This is a genomic window from Bartonella sp. AP65SXKL (assembly GCF_042195725.1).
In the GTDB taxonomy this organism is placed as follows: Bacteria; Pseudomonadota; Alphaproteobacteria; order Rhizobiales; family Rhizobiaceae; genus Bartonella.
This window is the reverse complement of record NZ_JBHIOW010000005.1, coordinates 16,986-33,509: the sequence shown is the minus strand read 5'-3', so window position 1 is coordinate 33,509 and position 16,524 is coordinate 16,986. Positions and strand designations below refer to the sequence as shown.

General features: G+C 42.0%; 16 protein-coding genes. 15 read left to right on the top strand and 1 reads right to left on the bottom strand.

The window, feature by feature from the left end; translation table 11 throughout:
- Positions 1-402: 402 nt before the first annotated feature.
- Positions 403-771: a helix-turn-helix domain-containing protein gene (locus tag ACFIMP_RS04370; RefSeq protein ID WP_375686046.1), complete on the bottom strand. Its 369-nt coding sequence runs from the start codon at positions 769-771 to the stop codon at positions 403-405.
- A gap of 792 nt (positions 772-1,563) precedes the next feature.
- Between ACFIMP_RS04370 and ACFIMP_RS04365 the strand changes: the two genes are divergently transcribed.
- The 15 genes from ACFIMP_RS04365 to bgtC all read left to right on the top strand — a co-directional run bounded on the left by ACFIMP_RS04365 (position 1,564) and on the right by bgtC (position 15,253).
- Entirely contained in the window at positions 1,564-1,893 is a 330-nt protein-coding gene (locus ACFIMP_RS04365; protein WP_375611698.1) for a hypothetical protein, read from the top strand.
- A gap of 630 nt (positions 1,894-2,523) precedes the next feature.
- A complete protein-coding gene (locus ACFIMP_RS04360; RefSeq protein ID WP_375611677.1) occupies positions 2,524-2,655 on the top strand; it encodes a hypothetical protein in 132 nt (43 codons plus the stop codon).
- Positions 2,636-2,851, top strand: a complete 216-nt coding sequence (locus ACFIMP_RS04355) for a hypothetical protein (RefSeq protein WP_375641003.1) — start codon at positions 2,636-2,638, stop codon at positions 2,849-2,851. Before ACFIMP_RS04360 ends, ACFIMP_RS04355 begins: the two co-directional genes overlap by 20 nt.
- Positions 2,852-3,514: 663 nt before the next feature.
- On the top strand, positions 3,515-4,876 hold the full coding sequence (locus tag ACFIMP_RS04350) for a PBSX family phage terminase large subunit (protein ID WP_375686045.1): 1,362 nt from the start codon (positions 3,515-3,517) through the stop codon (positions 4,874-4,876).
- Positions 4,861-6,711, top strand: a complete 1,851-nt coding sequence (gene bgtI / locus ACFIMP_RS04345) for a BaGTA-type gene transfer agent portal protein BgtI (protein ID WP_375686044.1) — start codon at positions 4,861-4,863, stop codon at positions 6,709-6,711. The genes ACFIMP_RS04350 and bgtI overlap by 16 nt, the downstream gene beginning before the upstream one ends.
- Before the next feature lie 114 nt (positions 6,712-6,825).
- Positions 6,826-6,957 carry a hypothetical protein gene (locus tag ACFIMP_RS04340; protein ID WP_375686043.1) on the top strand — a complete coding sequence of 44 codons (132 nt, stop codon included), beginning with the start codon at positions 6,826-6,828 and terminating at the stop codon, positions 6,955-6,957.
- A 179-nt stretch (positions 6,958-7,136) separates the two neighbouring features.
- Positions 7,137-7,910 carry a hypothetical protein gene (locus ACFIMP_RS04335; protein ID WP_375613656.1) on the top strand — a complete coding sequence of 258 codons (774 nt, stop codon included), beginning with the start codon at positions 7,137-7,139 and terminating at the stop codon, positions 7,908-7,910.
- 46 nt (positions 7,911-7,956) lie between these two features.
- Positions 7,957-8,154 carry a hypothetical protein gene (locus ACFIMP_RS04330; protein ID WP_375686042.1) on the top strand — a complete coding sequence of 66 codons (198 nt, stop codon included), beginning with the start codon at positions 7,957-7,959 and terminating at the stop codon, positions 8,152-8,154.
- A gap of 253 nt (positions 8,155-8,407) precedes the next feature.
- A complete protein-coding gene (gene bgtG, locus ACFIMP_RS04325) occupies positions 8,408-9,526 on the top strand; it encodes a BaGTA-type gene transfer agent major capsid protein (protein WP_273791303.1) in 1,119 nt (372 codons plus the stop codon).
- A gap of 83 nt (positions 9,527-9,609) precedes the next feature.
- A complete protein-coding gene (locus ACFIMP_RS04320; protein WP_375613655.1) occupies positions 9,610-10,305 on the top strand; it encodes a phage adaptor protein in 696 nt (231 codons plus the stop codon).
- 22 nt (positions 10,306-10,327) lie between these two features.
- Positions 10,328-10,549 carry a hypothetical protein gene (locus ACFIMP_RS04315; RefSeq protein ID WP_375621459.1) on the top strand — a complete coding sequence of 74 codons (222 nt, stop codon included), beginning with the start codon at positions 10,328-10,330 and terminating at the stop codon, positions 10,547-10,549.
- A gap of 302 nt (positions 10,550-10,851) precedes the next feature.
- On the top strand, positions 10,852-12,315 hold the full coding sequence (gene bgtE, locus ACFIMP_RS04310; protein ID WP_375613654.1) for a gene transfer agent protein BgtE: 1,464 nt from the start codon (positions 10,852-10,854) through the stop codon (positions 12,313-12,315).
- Between the two features lie 348 nt (positions 12,316-12,663).
- Positions 12,664-13,116 carry a hypothetical protein gene (locus ACFIMP_RS04305; RefSeq protein WP_375613653.1) on the top strand — a complete coding sequence of 151 codons (453 nt, stop codon included), beginning with the start codon at positions 12,664-12,666 and terminating at the stop codon, positions 13,114-13,116.
- Positions 13,113-14,252 carry a BaGTA-type gene transfer agent maturation protease BgtD gene (gene bgtD, locus ACFIMP_RS04300; RefSeq protein ID WP_375613652.1) on the top strand — a complete coding sequence of 380 codons (1,140 nt, stop codon included), beginning with the start codon at positions 13,113-13,115 and terminating at the stop codon, positions 14,250-14,252. Before ACFIMP_RS04305 ends, bgtD begins: the two co-directional genes overlap by 4 nt.
- Positions 14,249-15,253: a gene transfer agent tail collar protein BgtC gene (bgtC, locus tag ACFIMP_RS04295; protein ID WP_375686041.1), complete on the top strand. Its 1,005-nt coding sequence runs from the start codon at positions 14,249-14,251 to the stop codon at positions 15,251-15,253. The genes bgtD and bgtC overlap by 4 nt, the downstream gene beginning before the upstream one ends.
- Positions 15,254-16,524 lie beyond the last annotated feature (1,271 nt).

Sequence of the window (16,524 nt, the reverse complement as noted above, 5' to 3'; positions counted from 1 at the left end):
TTGTTGTTTTAGACATTGTGTTTTGTATGAGGGGCATTTTGCAGGAAAGGTGTTTTGAGGGATGTGGCTCCCTTAAAGAAAAATACAAAAATATCAAAAGAAAAATATAAAAACTTGACAAGGTAAATGTAAAAAGGTATCATAATGATACAATCGGAATTGTGCGTTTAAATCAGAAGAGATCTCTTGATAAAATTCTGTGAGAGGGGTGGGGATGTTTTTCCAAGGTTTTGGTGTTTTTATCCTATTTTGAAGTTTGTTATCCTATGATGTCGTAAACCGGTGCCGTAAACCGTTTTTTTGAGATGTGGTGATATCAGGCGGCAAGGCTTTAGGCAGAGGGGAATATTGGCAAAGGATGTCGATTGATGCGCTTTTGCCTAATCAGAAATTAACCACTGTCTAATCTGAAATTAACCACAAAATTGCTTTTTGTTTTTTCGCTTCGAGCTCTCTAAAGTTTTTCAAAAGTGCGTGTTCTTTTTCGCTGTATGTGTCTTGATCGTGGTGTAAGGCATGTTCTTTTGTGGGAATATCTGCTGTTAAAAGGTCCGCATAAAAAAAGTTCATAGGAACCTCTAGTTTTTTAGCAATTTCTAGTAAACACCCCGCGCTTACACGATTTAAACCTTTTTCATATTTCTGGATTTGTTGAAAACTGACACCTAAATAGCTTCCTAATTCCTTTTGAGAAAGTCCCATTGAAATGCGTCTGTGACGGATTCTTTTACCTATTGAAATGTCATTAAAATGTGAATTTTTAGTTTGCACTTCAAGCTCCCCTCCGGTTGCGAGCGCCCTCGCATGAGTATTCCGGGAGTTTGAAAGCACTGAGCTCAGTCAGCCTTTTGCTTTTAGTGCTGACAAGCACTTGGACATAGCAAAAGCTCCCGGAATTCCGGGATACCCGCAAAGCGGGATAAATTTATGTACTGAGCGTTCGGGCTTTCAAATCCCTATTTGACCGTTGCGTGGACGATCAAAAACACAGAACTATCAATAAAGTAGTTTCAGGAGATTGGCAAGAAAAATTAAAATGTTTGCTGTACGGTTATACTGTAAAATAGGGATGTTTGGGGGCGGTAATCTGATGTTAGTAGGGGAATTTATTGGGTAATAGGTTGGATTATAGTTTAAAACCGGTGCGGGGTGGAAGCTTTATTTAGCAGAGGAAAATTTGCTTTCTGAAGTCGAATTGTAGATCAGAGTTTATCTGGCGTGTTTGATGAAACACCATTCTTTGAAGTGTGGGATAGCCATATGAAATAATCAGCAGGGAAATCTGATAGACGAGAAATCAGCTTGTTGACAGACCCGTGTTTACAGAACGGTGCGGGGTAGTGATTTGAGCGTTTCGTTTGGCTTTTTTCTGTAAAGATGGAAAAGCGTAAAAACGTGTATCTGTAAAATTATGCGGAGGATTTGGGCTTTATGTGGGTTCTTGTCTTTTAGGGTGTGGTCTCATTTTTTATTGTTGATGGCTTGTTAAATTTTGTTGCTGATTTTCATGTCATTTTTTGTGTTTGAAGTATTGGTTTTTCTTTAGTTGGAAGGAACATGATGATGGTAGATGAACATTGTCTTCCCTTACGTCGAAAAGGGCGGAAAAAAACAACTTTGAATAAAACAACAAAGCGATTTAATGAAGCTCTTTTGACAGCCGCTGAGCAGGCTGGATATCACTATGGTGAGGATGGGCTGGTGTCTTATCTTCAATATCATGCGTTGAATAATCCTGTTCCTTTTTTTTCGCTGCTGGCAAAAGTCTTGCCTCTTCAGGTTACGGGAGAAGCAGGGGGAGATGTTAAAACAGTTTCGCGTATTGAGATTGTACCAGTGAAGCCCAAAAATACTGAACCGAAGAAGCTTGATCCTTTGGTCACTGAGGCTTGAAGTTATGAGAAAATATTGGGTTGGGCATATGATGTTTAAGGGATATTGTCTTTGAACGGGAATGCTAGGTGTTTGTCTGAAAGCTTATGATTGAAATTGCGTTGAGGGGTGTGTGCTTTAGGCGTGTGAGCTGTGAAGTTGTTGGGCTTTGGTGGGGGATGCATGAGGACGTGGACTGGAGGAGACTTCGGTGCATATGGTGTTTTTGGGGGTATATGGTGTCTGGGGTGGTCTGTGTGAAGCGGGCAAGATGCTTTTATGGCGATGTGTGAGGGGCGCGATACCTGAAAGATGTTGGGGAGTGCTTGATGATATTTGCTGTTTTGGATTTCTGGTGAAGGTTTGGTCTTTTCTCGTTATTGAAATGGGGGAGATGTTAAAACAGTTTCGCGTATTGAGATTGTATCAGTGAAGCCCAAAAATAGCGAACCGAAGAAGCTTGATCCTTTGGTCACTGAGGCTTGAAGTTATGAGAAAATATTGGGTTGGGCATATGATGTTTAAGGGATATTGTCTTTGAACGGGAATACTAGGTGTTTGTCTGAAAGCTTATGATTGAAATTGCGGTGAGGGGCTGAGTGCTTTAGGCATGTGAGCTGTGAAGTTGTTGGGCTTTGGTTGGGGGGATGCATGAGGACGTGGACTGGAGGAGACTTCGGTGCATATGGTGTTTTTTGGGGGTACATGGCGTCTGGGGTGGTCTGTTTGAAGAGGGGCCGGCAAGATGCTTTTATGGCGATGCGTGAGGGGCGCGATACCTGAAAGATGTTGGGGAGTGCTTGATGATATTTGCTGTTTTGGACATCTGGTGAAGATTTGGTTTTTTCTCGTTATTGAAGGTGTGGAGATATCAAAAACAGTTTCGCGTATTGAGATTGTACCAGTGAATGCAAAAAATAGTGAACCGGAGAAGCATGATACCTCGATAACTGAGGCTTGTGATATTGAAAAATGTTAGGCTGAGGTGGGTGATGTGGGGTGATGTCTTGCAAGGGGGCTGCTTTGGTGATTGCCTATCTTGAGGGGATTGAAGCGGAGGCTATCGTGCTTGTAGGCGCTCGTGATATTGGGAAGGGGCTTTGGTGAATGATGCCGTAAGGGCCCCCGTGTGCTGGAGGGAATTTGGTGCAGGGTATTTGTGTGGTGGATATGGAACAGTGTTTTGATGGGGGAGGGGCATGAAACTTGAGAGAAGTGTTATGCTTGCGGGATGCATGTGTTTTGGTGGGGGTATCTTGGGGGATAAAGTGTGAGGATTGGTGATGCTTGAGAGGCATGATATTGGAGGATGTTGGGCTTTGGATATGCCTGAGAGCCATGTGCTGAGGCTATGATTTGGTTGGGGGGATACCTTGCTTGTGGTTGGGGGATGACAGGCGCGGTGTTTGAGGGGGTGGGGCTTTTGTGCCTTGGGGGCTTGGGGCGCATAGGTGGGGTCAAGGGGATCTCATGCAAAAAAGTGAAATTTATTGAATATTAGGATGAAGAAAAGATAAAGCGCTGCTTTTGAGAAGGGCGTTTTTCGTTCAATTGCTCTTTTCGTTCAATTGCTCTGGGATCATTAAACTTGGGATAAGCAAAAGGGTGCAGCGCAATTATTGCTAAAGTATGAAAATTTATAATGACAACTGTTCAGAAAATTTCTCAAAAAATTGAGCAGAAAACGGCTCAAGTGGCTCTTATTCCAAAGCTTATTCCTGTTTTTACTGGAAAAGCAGATGTGCGAGCCGCTTGGGGAGGACGGGGTTCTGGAAAAACACGTTCTTTTGCTTTGATGTCGGCTGTGGTGGGATATCGCCATGGAATGGCTGGAGAACGCGGGATTATTCTTTGTGCAAGGCAATTTCAAAATTCTCTTAATGAAAGTTCTTTGGAGGAAATTAAACGCGCTATCGAGTCTTATCCTTTTTTACAAGACTATTATGAAATCGGCGATAAATATATTAAGTCAAAAGATGGACGGATTGTCTATGTGTTTGCTGGGCTTGATCGCAATATCGCAAGTATTAAATCAATGGGACGCGTTTTCCTTTGTTGGGTCGATGAAGCCGAGCCCGTGACAGAAACTGCTTGGCAAACACTTATTCCAACTTTGCGCGAAGAAGGAAAAGATTGGAATGCAGAATTATGGGTCACATGGAACCCATGCCATGAAAATGCAGCCGTGGAAAAACGTTTCCGAAATGTCGATAATCCTCATATCAAAGGGGTGGAAATCAATTGGCGTGATAATCCGCAATTTCCTGAAAAACTCAATCGTGATCGAATGGACGATTTGCAGCAAAGACCAGAGCAGTATAACCATATTTGGGAAGGCGAATATCTCCAAGCTGTCCAAGGGGCTTATTATCAGAAATGCCTGCTGGAAGCCGAAATGGAAGGGCGGATTACCACTGTTCCACGGGATCCTTTGATGCAGGTGAGAATCTTTTGGGATATCGGGGGAACAGGCGCAAAGGCTGATGCTACCGCATTGTGGGTGGCGCAATTTGTTGGACGTGAAATCCGAGTGCTCGATTATTATGAAGCCCAAGGACAACCTCTCTCAGAGCATGTGGGCTGGGTCTTTCAAAGGGGATATGAAAAGGCTCTTATGGTCTTGCCTCATGATGGTGCAACAAAAGATCGTGTCTATAATGTGAGTTTTGACAGTGCCCTTCAACAAGCCGGTTTTCAAACCAAAATAATTCCTAACCAAGGAACAGGTGCTGTGAAAATGCGTATCGAAGCCGTACGGCGGTTGTTTCCTGCACTATGGTTTAATCGTGAAACGACATGTGCGGGGAGAAAAGCGCTTGCTTGGTATCATGAAAAGCGCGACGAACAGCGCAATATCGGACTAGGGGCTGAACATGATTGGGCTAGCCATGGAGCCGATGCCTTTGGACTGATGTGTGTGGCTTATGAACAACCAAATGCTAAAGCGCGAAAAAAACCTTATCGCTCGTTTCACCATTCTCAAACTTCATGGATGGCTTTTTAATGAATAGTTCTACAGATTCTTCTTTTAATCAAATCAAAACGCTTGAAAATCAAGCTCTCTTTAAAAAACTCGTGGGTTGGTATCAGGATGATATTGATCATGTCGAAAAATGGCGAAAAAATGCCCAGGAAGATTACGATTTTTATAATGGACGGCAATGGAATGAGCAAGACTTGGCTGTCTTGCACGAACAAAACAGACCGGTGATGACTTTTAACCGTATTGCGCCTTTAATTAATGCCGTGATTGGGGCTGAGCGCAATAATAAAAGGCAAGTGCAATTTATTCCACGACAAGAAGGGGCTGCCTTTGCAAACCAGATTTTGACAGGAGCAGCCGAATGGTTTCGCGATGAAGCCGACGGGGAATACGAAGATTCCGATGCTTTTCAAGATGCAATTATTTGCGGTATGGGCTGGACAGATACACGCCTTGATTATGAACAAGATCCCCAAGGAAAACCAATCATTGCGCGGCTGGATCCTATGAAAATGGTGTGGGATGCAAGTGCTGTCAAGTCTAATCTTATTGATGCTCAACGCTTATGGTATATTGATGAAAAACCCCTTGCTGTGGCGCAGGAAATGTTTCCCAATGTTCATTGGAGTGACCTTAATGCTGATTGGGTTAAACATCAGAGTTTTTTACATTCAACCAGCGATGGGATGACACAAAGTTATCAGTCCGAGAGGGGGTATCAAGGAGAAGAGGGGAGCGGCTATCAACGTCCTAAAATGGTGACATTGGTAGAATGTCGCTGGTTTGAACGCGAGGTGGTTTATAAAGTTCTCGAGCCTCTAAGTGGAAAGTTTGTCGATTATTCAGAGCAGGATTTCCAAAATTTAAGCAAAACCTTTCCTCATGTCCAGGCAACAAGGTTGAACAGAAAAATTGTCAAACGGGCATTTTTAGGTAGAAAGCTGCTTGAAGCGCCTGATAAGCCTTTGGTTCCACCCAATCAATTGGGATGGGAGTGTATTACCGGTACTTTTGATAAGTTAAGCCGACAGTTTTACGGAATTGTGCGCCCTACAAAAGATCCGCAACGGTGGGCAAACAAATATTTTAGTCAAGTGATGCATTTGCTCAATAGCCAATCAAAAGGCGGAATTATGGCAGAGCGCGATGCTTTTGATGATGATCGACAAGCCGTCGAGAGTTGGGCTAGAGCCGATAGTATTACTTGGTTGAAAAGTGGGGCGGTGTCTGGGGGAAGAATCCAGCCTAAACCCATGGCACAATTTCCGCAAGGGTTTTTCCAATTGTTTAATGAAGCAAAGAGCGCACTCGAACAGGTGACGGGGTTGTCTTCTGAATTTATTGGAACGCGAGCTGTCAATCAGCCCGGCATTCTTGAGCAACAACGGCGACAATCGTCACTTAATCTTTTGGCTTCCTTTTTTGATGGGTTGCGTCGATATCGGCAACGACAGGGAAAAATTATTCTCTATCTTATTCAAAATTATCTGTCCGATGGGCGGTTGGTGCGTATTGCTGGTGATGAAAATGCCCAGTATGTGCCGCTGACACGCGAAATGGTGACAAGTTTGGAATATGATATTGTCGTGGATGATGCACCAACAAGTCTTAATGAAAAAGAGCGTACTTTTGCACTGATCATGCAATTGCTGCCTTTGATGCAAAATTTTACAACGCCTGAGATTATGCTCGATCTCTTACGCTATTCGCCTTTACCGGCTTCACTTATTCATAAAATTGCGATAAAGGCGCAAAACTCTTTTCAAGAAGAGCAAAATGCCTCAGCGCAGATGGGGGATAATGTGGGGACAGAGCAGATAATGCAGATGTTGCAGACAGCAAAGGCTCAACAATAGGGTGCTTTGTCATGCGTGACTTCTGATAAACGCCATATATCATAAATTGCTTATCGATTTTCGTAGTGCATGGGCTGCCTTTTCTTAAAAGACCTGTTTTGTAGGGCAGGACTGTTGGGAAAAGCAGGGTGGAGAGGGAGTTTTGCTGTCATGTGGGGTGAACATGGTGGGAATGGTGGGCGCAGAATGGGCTTATCGATTTCCATAGTGCATGGGCTCCCTTTTCTTAAAAGAACTGTTTTGTAGGGCAGTGTTGTTGGGAAAAGTAGGGTGGAGAGGGGAGTTTTGCCGTCATGTGGGGTGGAGAGCATTGGGGGGAATACTGGTGCTCAAATGATGGGAGAACATTGAGGGGATAAGTGCTTATGGGCTGTTTTATCTGAAAAATTTGATTTTATTGTTTAAAAAAAGAGAAGGCTAATGTCATGGATCAAGAACACTTAACGCCGGCAGAACAAAACCAATTGAAACAAGATTTTCTGGTCTCAACACAAGAGGGAGAAGATGGTGAAATTGCAAGAGAAGAAAAAACTCTTGAAGATAATTTTCAAGGGCAAGTGCATCAACAACAGTACTCTTCGCAAAAGGCTGGAAAAGAGGTTCAAGGGGGAGAAGATGTTCCACCAGATCCGCAAAAAGACTTTATGGGCTATATGCAATGGTTGGGAAAAACACTCCAAAAACAAGGGCTTGTACATGAAAAACAACAGCCTTCTCTTGCTCGCGAAGCAGAACAGTTGCATGCATTTTTTCAGCAGTCTGTTGCCAGTGTTAAACAAAAGCATCATGATTTTGATCAAGCAGCTGATTTTATTTATGAAACGCGGGCTAAACAGTTGGCAGCTTGTGCTTCGCTCTATCCTGAGATGGCAGATCCCCAAAATATTGATGCGATAATTGGTGATGAGTTGAAGCAGATCTTGCGCGATTGTGCGCAAAAAAATCAAAATCCGGCTGAAGTGATTTACTCTATTGCACAAAAAATTGGCTACACAAATGTTCCCAATAACATGGGTGAAAATTTACAGGAAAGACACAATTCTGCACGTACTCTTGCTGCTTATAACGGCTTGACGCCAAATGGGCCGATTTCTTTGGATATGCTTGATAAAATGTCAGAAGCAGAGTTTAGCGCTTGGGTTGCTGATCCTAAAAATAAAGCCGCTTTTAATCGTTTAATGGGGGGAAGAGAATTTTAAAAACAAGAATGTGGCAGGTGTTTTTTGCGGGAATGTTAAGAGGCTTTTGGCGCAGAAGAATGCGGGAGTGTTTTTTGCGGGGAATGTTAAGAGGCTTTTGGTGCAGGAGAATGCGGGGGGTGTTTTTTGCGGGAACGTTAAGAGGCTTTTAGCGCAGAAGAATGCGGGAGTGTTTTTTGCGGGGAATGTTAAGAGGCTTTTGGTGCAGGAGAATGCGGGGGAGTGTTTTTTGCGGGAAAGTTAAGAGGCTTTTAGCGCAGGAGAATGTGGGGGAGTGTTTTTGCGGGAACGTGGAGCGGCTTTTGGCGCAGGAGAATGCTAGGGGATTTCTTAAACACGGATGTGGAGAGGAGAGCTCTTATAAGGGGGAGGCAGACGCTAACAGAAATTAGATAAAACTCACAAACAACCTATTCACCATTTGAAATGAAATGTGGTGTTTTAACAACCGGCGCTTTGCCGGGTTTTTTATGTCAATAAAACTTTTAGAGGACAAAATGACTGTAACTTATATCGGACTTAATGACCCAATGGCAGTGCGCACATGGTCTAAATTACTAAACCAAGAAGTCTCAAAAGCACTTCCAATTGCACCGTTGATTGGAAATGATTCAAACAGTATCGTACAATTAAAAGATGAAACCACGAAAGCAAGTGGGGATGCTATTAGCTTTAATTTGCGTGTGCAGTTGCTAGGCGATGGGGTGAGCGAAGGGCAGACATTGGAAGGCAATGAAGAAGCTTTACAGTTTCTCAATGATCGCTTGGCAATTAATGAACTCGTTCATGCTGTGCGTGTCAAAAATGAGGGAACGATTGATCAACAACGAATTCTCCATGATTTGCGCACCGAGGCAAAAAATGGTTTGGTTGATTGGTATGCAGATCGTCTGAGTATGATGTTCTTCATTCAAGTTTGCGGGTATACCGCAAAAACAATTAACTTTGAAGGACGCACGATTACCCTTAAACCAGTTCATTATGGGTTTAATGCGCCAACGGCACCAACCAATAAACGTGTGGTACGTCCTAATGATAAAGCAAAAGATGAGGACTTAAAAGAAGACGATGTTTTTGATCTCAGCTTGATTGATAAAGCAGTTGAACGGGCTAAATTGGCAAATCCTAAAATTAGACCTGTGCGGATTGATGGCGAAAATGTCTATGTGCTTTATCTACATCCAACCCAAGTGACACAATTGCGAACCAATACTGATGCGGGGCAATGGCTCGACATTACTAAGGCAATCTATAGTGGAAGTCGTATCAAAAATCCGCTCTATGATGGGTCTTTGGGCATGTATAATGGTGTGGTTTTGCGCGAAGCTGAACATATTACCGAAGGGGTCGAAGCTGGAACCGCTAACAAAGCTGTACCAAATGTGCGGCGGGCTGTTCTGCTTGGTGCGCAGAGTGCTGTGATTGCTTTTGGTAAAGATCGAGGGGCGACACGCTATAAATTGGTGGAGGAACTCTTCGACTATGAAAGAGAATTCGGGGTTGCGGCAAAAACCATTATTGGGATGAAAAAAACTTGCTTTACCTTGCCAGGCAGTACGCAAGGGGCTCAGGATTTTGGCACTATTGTCATTCCAACTTATGGAGCACCCGCTTAAAGCAAATTTTTGCTTTCTTCCCCCAACAAGAGGGATCTGTTGGGGGAAAAATTTAAAATGCTTCCAGAAACAAGGACAGGCTTATGACCACTTTATCCTCTGATCCCCAAAATCTAAACCTTACACATTCAGACCATTCTAAAACTTTTGCTTATATGGTCGCGCTTATTCAAGATGAAATTGACGATACAACAGCGGAATATTCCCTGCAAATTCAAGATTCAATTTTTACGGCTTTGCGTTTGTGTGAACGCGAACCCTTTTTCTTTAATGAAAAAAGAGAAAGGACGTTTAAAACACAAAGTGGTAAAACATGGTATGGGCAAGAAGAAGGGGTTTTTATTGAAGCAGAAAAGAGTTTGGAGGGCGTCTTTTTAGTAACAAAGAGTGCAACACCAACAAAGTTGTTCTTTAAGCCCTTGGAAGTGTTGCATCAACAATATGGTATGCATCCTGCGCTAGGAACGCCATTCTTTTATACCTACCTTGATCAAAAAATAGGACTCTTTCCAACACCAGAACATGTGGAAGCTGTACAGCTTTCTTATGCTCCTGTTCATTTTGCCGATGAACAGCTGAAAGAGGATGATAACCCTTGGTTGATTTATGCTTTTGATCTTATTAAAGCACGAGCAAAATATGAACTTTATAAAAATATTCTTAAAGATCCTGAATATGCCGCCGTTTCTTTCAGAGATTTTCAAGAACAGCTTCAAGCTTTGCGCATTGAAACATCGCGCCGAAAAGGTTCTTCAAAGATTCGCCCAATGCGTTTTTAAAAGACTTTTTTCCAAATCGTTTATGGCTGGCGTTGAAGGTTGGTTTGGCACTGGTGGCTGGTTTGTCACTTATGGCTGGATACACGCGTTGGGTGTTGATGGTGAAGGGCTGGTGGATGGCGTTGGGGTGGCCATTATTTATGGTATCGTTTTTTTTTGGTGCGTTAAACAACCCAAGGTTGTTTATTTTGTTGAATTTTATGCCTTTAGAGTTTTAAGGGCTTTTGTGGTTTTTTATCCATAAGCCTTGGTGTTTTGAATGGCACTGAGCTTTTCAAAGGTTTTATGGGGGGCTTTTGATGGCTCTTTCCCCCGTCATTGTGGGGGTTGATTTTGCGGGCAGTTGATTTTGGTTTGGCGCTGGTGGATGGCGTTGGGGTGGCTATTATTGATGGTATCGTTTTTTTGGTGCGTTAGACAACCTAAGGTTGTTTATTTTGTTGAATTTTATGCCTTTAGAGTTTTAAGGGCTTTTGTGGTTTTTTATCAATAAGCCTTGGTGTTTTGAATGGCACTGGGCTCTTCAAAGATTTTATGGGGGTCTTGATGGCTTTTTTCCCAATCGCTGATTATCGACCCGATGTGGCGGATATCAATGGAATTTTTACCGATGAACTTGTTAATGTGCTCCCGGCTGATGGCTCCTATATCCCTATGCCAAGTTTTGAGCCTTTATCAGAGCCTTGTCCGGAGCCAATTTTAGGCACTCTTGCGGTTAAAACAAAAAATGGGGTTTCTATTATTGTCGGGACAAGAGAAAAAATCTTCTTGCTTGATAATACAACAATGAACTGGAAAGATATTAGCCAAAAAGGAAAACCTTATCTGGCTAATGTTGATGCTCCGTGGTCTTTTGCTTTGTTTGGTGATTTGATCATTGCGGTGAATGCCAATGATAAACCACAAGTGATTGATATTAACCATGATAAAACATTTAGAAATTTAGGAGGAAATCCACCACAGGCAGGGATTGTTCGAATCTGGGGAGATTTCGTTTGTTTGATGAAATTAACCGAGTATCCAAGAAGGGTTCATTGGTCTGGATTAAATGATGCTGAATTTTGGACCGTGGGGAAAAAAAGTTGTGATTATCAAGATTTTCCTGATGGCGGATTCGTCCAAGGGGCAACGGAGACAACAAATCCAATTATCTTTATGCGTTCTGCAATCTATGCCGGTTCTTTTATCCCTGGCTCTAAGATTATTTTTAGTTTCCAAAAAATCCACGATAAACGAGGCGCAAAAAATGCTGAATCAATTGTTTGTAGAGGCGATTTAGCATTCTTTGCCGATGAGGGCGGGTTTTATCAAATAACAAATGAGGGACAGATTATACCCATTGGGTTCGAAAAAGTCGATCGAACGATGACCGCAAAATCAAGGAAGGATAATCTGTACACTCTATCTGCTGCTATCGATGGGGTGTATAATCGTGTTTATTGGATGGTTGATTCTGATGAGAATCTTCATAAACGTATCTTGCTCATTTATGATTGGGGATTGCAAAAATGGACAAAAGCTCTCGTCGATATCAAAATGATATTGCCTATTTTCTTAGCCGGAACAACCCTAGAAGGTCTTGATTTTGTGACTAAGAATATTGACGATTTGTCCTTTTCTCTTGATAGTAAAGCTTGGAAAAATGAATCGCCTATTCTGGGGGCATTTGATCAACAGGGGAGACTGGGTTCGTTTTCTGGGTGTCCTATGGCTTGTGTCGTGACATCACAAGAAATGGGACAGACAAATGGCATGATAACACGAGTGAAAAATATTATGCCTCAAGTCAATAGTGGAAAGTTTTATTTGTCTGTGGGAATGCGCTTTCGACAATCTCTTGAAGAGGAAACTGTTTGGTTGCCAGAAAAACAGCCCTCTTATAATACTGGACAAATTCATTGTCGTGCAAGGGCACGGTTTTATCGCTTTAAATTGCGTATTCCTGAAGGGGTGAATTGGACTCATGTCACTGGATTTGATGTGGAATTGACGCGGGCCGGCATGCGATAGGCATGCCCTTTTGTAATACCATGCGATAGGCTCAAACCTCTATTATTAAAGAACAAATGCCCCATAGACTTCCCAAGCCTTTATAAACAAAGGCACAATGCGATAAGCTGTGTCTTTATAATATGAAGAACAAGGTGGTGCGTTATGTTTCATGCTTTTCTGCGATAAAGGAAAATAGGCTGCACCATGGTTTATTTTTATAAAGAAAAAAGTTCCCTCTTTGTTGTGACAAAGGGATGATGGGGCTTTTTTTCTTTTATTGTGCGGGGGGCATGGAATGCGTGAAGTATGCATGGGGATGCGTATTGCTCAAATGAGGGAAATGACAAAGCTAAAAGAGCTAAAATTATGATGCAAGAGAGTCAAGATTTATATTCTGCTCATCTGACAGAGCAGTGGCCATGGGAAAAAATAGCTCCCTATCAAGAGGCTCTCAATGCTGCATTGAAAAAATATGTTCAGCGCTTTCCGGATGATGTTTGTCTGGAAAAAATTGCTGAAGAAATCGCTACAGGACAAGCACAATTGTGGCTGGTCTTAAAAAATAAAATCCAATTTAGTGCTTTTGCAATTACCAAAGTTGAAATAACCCATACGGGAAAAAAATGCGTCGTTCTCTCTGATCTTGCTGGAGAGGGAGGGCTGAAATTGGTCAAGTTGATTGATGAAGTCGAAAAATGGGCGCGAACAATTAATGCTGAAGAAATGCACATGTTTGGAAGAACTGGATGGGCGAAAAAGCTCGCTCATCACGGATATTCTCGTAATCTTATTCAATATAGAAAGGTTCTGAACCCATGAGTAGAAAAACCACACCTCAAGTGCAGACAACAACACAAACAAATGCTCCACCTGCTTGGGCGGCTGATATTCTTAAACAAGCCAGTGCTGATGCACTTGGACTTTATAATAAAGGAATTGGCGGAAACGTTTATCAGGGAGACAGAGTCGCTGGTCTTAGCAATATGACAAAAAATGCGCTGACCGGTTTACAACAAGCAGCAGGGCTCTATAACAATCCAACGGTAACGCAATGGTTGAGTGCACCAACCAACAGCGCTACAAATCTTTCCGGTATGGCTAAGGGAAGCTGGATTGGAAGCAATAGTAAATTTAATACTGCATTGCAAAATGCTCTGAATAAAACGTCCGATGCAATTAATCAATCGATGTCGGGAGCAGGACGTTATGGCTCTGGGGCTCATACTGGTGTGCTGGCCGATGAGTTAGGCGCCTTGGCAACAAATGCTGCAGCACAGCAATATAATCAAGATATTAACAATATGATGAATGCAAACCAGATGATTGATCGCTCTCAGAATGATCAAGTTAATGCGGCAAATAGCTATTATCAAGGACAGAGTAACGTGCAAAGCAATGCTTTGAAAGGGGGCATGATTCAAGATATAAACCGCCAAAATGTCTTAGATGCTGAACGCCAAAAATGGTCAGAAAAAGATAATCAAGATTGGAACCGATTGCAAAGTTTGTTACAGGTAGGAACACAGGCTGCTGGAAATTACGGAACGACTTCAGGAAAATCCACGACAATGCCTTCTGTGACAAAAGATCCATTGCGTGATGCGCAGCAAGTGCTTGGATTGGTCGGAGGAATTTTAGGGCTTTGTGATGTGAGAGCAAAAGAAAATATTATCCCTGTGGGGCAGAAAAAGGGATATCCACTTTATACCTTTAATTATAAGGGAAATCCACAACGTTATCAGGGCGTTATGGCGCAAGACGTGTTGCGTGTGAACCCTGAAGCTGTTTATGTCAATGCGAAAACAAAGTTATTGCATGTTGATTATGACAAAATAGGCCTGAAAATGGAAAAAATGAAAATGGAGAAAATGCCGGCATCTAAAAATAAAATTGCGGCTTTCTTTTCTTCATTTTTTGCTCGTTTTCCCTTTTTGAAAAAAGAGTATCTTCTATGAGCTCGATTTATGATTGGTCAATTGTTGCATCAGAAAATGCTTATGTCGACGAGAATATAAACTGGGCAGAAGGGCAACCGCCAAGCACAGTCAATGATAGTGCTCGCGCTATGATGCAACGCATCAAAGAATATTTGTTGGATAATGGGGGCGGGATTGAAACACAGTTTACTGTCGATGTGGAAAACGAGAGAACGTCACTTCGTTTGGCAACAAAGTCTTTTTTTGAGACTTATATGGATGGCATTGTTGTGCGCTTTAAAGCACAAGGCGTCAACAGAGGAATAACAAATATTTCTTTAAATCAATTGCCGCCAAGACCAACTTATATGGCAACGCCAGAGGGTATTGTGCCTTTAAAGGGCGGGGAAATTCAAAAAGGGGGGCTTTATGAGATCGTCTATACGCGTGATATTGCCGGAAAAAATGCTGATGGCTGGTTTTTAACCAATCCTACTATAAAACTTCCTGAAATTCCGCCCTTTCCTCCTTTGCCTGAAACTTTTTCTTCTGGATTTATCGGGACTTTTGCTACAGAAAAAATACCCTCTGGATGGTTACTGTGTAATGGTAAAGAATATTCGCGAAGGAACTATGCTAATCTCTTTGCTGTTCTGGGAGAAACATGGGGAAAAGGAGACGGGAGAACAACATTCAATGTTCCCGATTTGCGTGGAATGTTTTTACGGGGGCTCGATAGTGGAAAAGAAATTGATAAAGGACGTCGCTTGGGAAGCCGACAAGAAGAGTCTTTTCAATCCCATACCCATGAGGGAAAAACAGATTCAACAGGTAACCACCAGCATAGTTATCCAATGATTGACGAAGTAGTTTGGGATATGAATCACGGTGAATATTATAGACATCTGGCTCAAGTCTACAATAAAGATCGGTTAACGAAGGCTGCGGGAGAGCATGAACATAAGGTCTTGTTGCAAAAAACAGGGGGGGATGAAACACGCCCCGTCAATATGGCGGTGGTTTATGCTGTCAAAGCCTGAGAATGAAAGCTGTGTGAGAGAAAGATAAAAATGCTAAAATGTTTGTTATGAAAAAAAGTCTTATTGAATATAAAGTCTTATAGAATATATTGTGTAGAAAGTTTTGAGGCGCTTTAGAAAAAACTCAACTCTCTTTATTTTTTGTGCTGCCTTTGTTGGATGTCTAAAGGTAAGTTTGCCTATTGTTCTTTAGAGGATCAAGACGGTGATTATTGAAGGTAGGGGGAGAACAAAAAAACTTTCTTTATTCATGGCGTTTTTTGCTGATGAATCAATATTTTAGCTCAAATGCCTCTCTTTTGTGATATCGTGATCCATTATTTCAAGTGCTGGGGTTAAAGCGCTGCTGTGCGATGACAAAAAGCCCCTAGATAATTTTATCCTATTATAGCGTAAAATACCGTCATTAAAACACTATTATTGAAGGTGGTGATATCAGTAAGATAGCTTAAAGTATTTAATACATTAGCAACTGTTCTGGTGAGGATTTGCTTGGTTAAGTATTATGCAAGTGAATCATATAAATAATGAGCAGATATGGAGCCCCTTCAGAGGAGTTGGATTGTTTACAAACCGATGTGGGGCTAAAACCTTTGTCCTTTGAGGGTGGTGGAAAGAGGTCAACGGATATGTTTATTTAAAGCGAGAAAAAGCAAAATGGAGCGCTCCCTTTTTTGGCAAAGCGTGTAGGAAAAAAGCCACTCTTTGTTTTCAAAATGGGTGCACTGTTGGCAAGAGCAGCAGGTTGGCGATGCGTTGTAACGTATGGTGAGGCATTGAACTCTCTGAGATGGCATTTTGTGCTTATCAGGCAACTTCTTGAAACAGGATGAGAGTGATACGAGAAAATCTATAAGACAATAGTTTATCCCGTTGTGTTGTAAAATACCATTGTTTGAGATGTGGTTAAAATTTTATGCATGGGGTGTTTTTCGTCTGTGTGTATTCCTAAAGCAGCGTTTTTTTGTAGAGTAACTCTGGACAGGGGATACATTACAAGGATGCATTTGAAGGGGGAAGCCAAGTCAAATCTGTTAGATAAGAAGCCAGATTGTTTACAAACCATTGTTTATTGATTGCCATTATTTAAAGACCGGTGTGGGCTTTGTCCTTTTGGGGAAAGCTGACACAGCATGCAAGGTGACATGCATTTCTCTTTGGTTTTAGGTGGTAAAATCATCATTTTAGGTGGAAAACAGAGTATAATCTAAAAAAATACCTTGTAAAAATTTTCGATGAGGAATTTTTTTTCAAAAGCTTTTCATATGGTT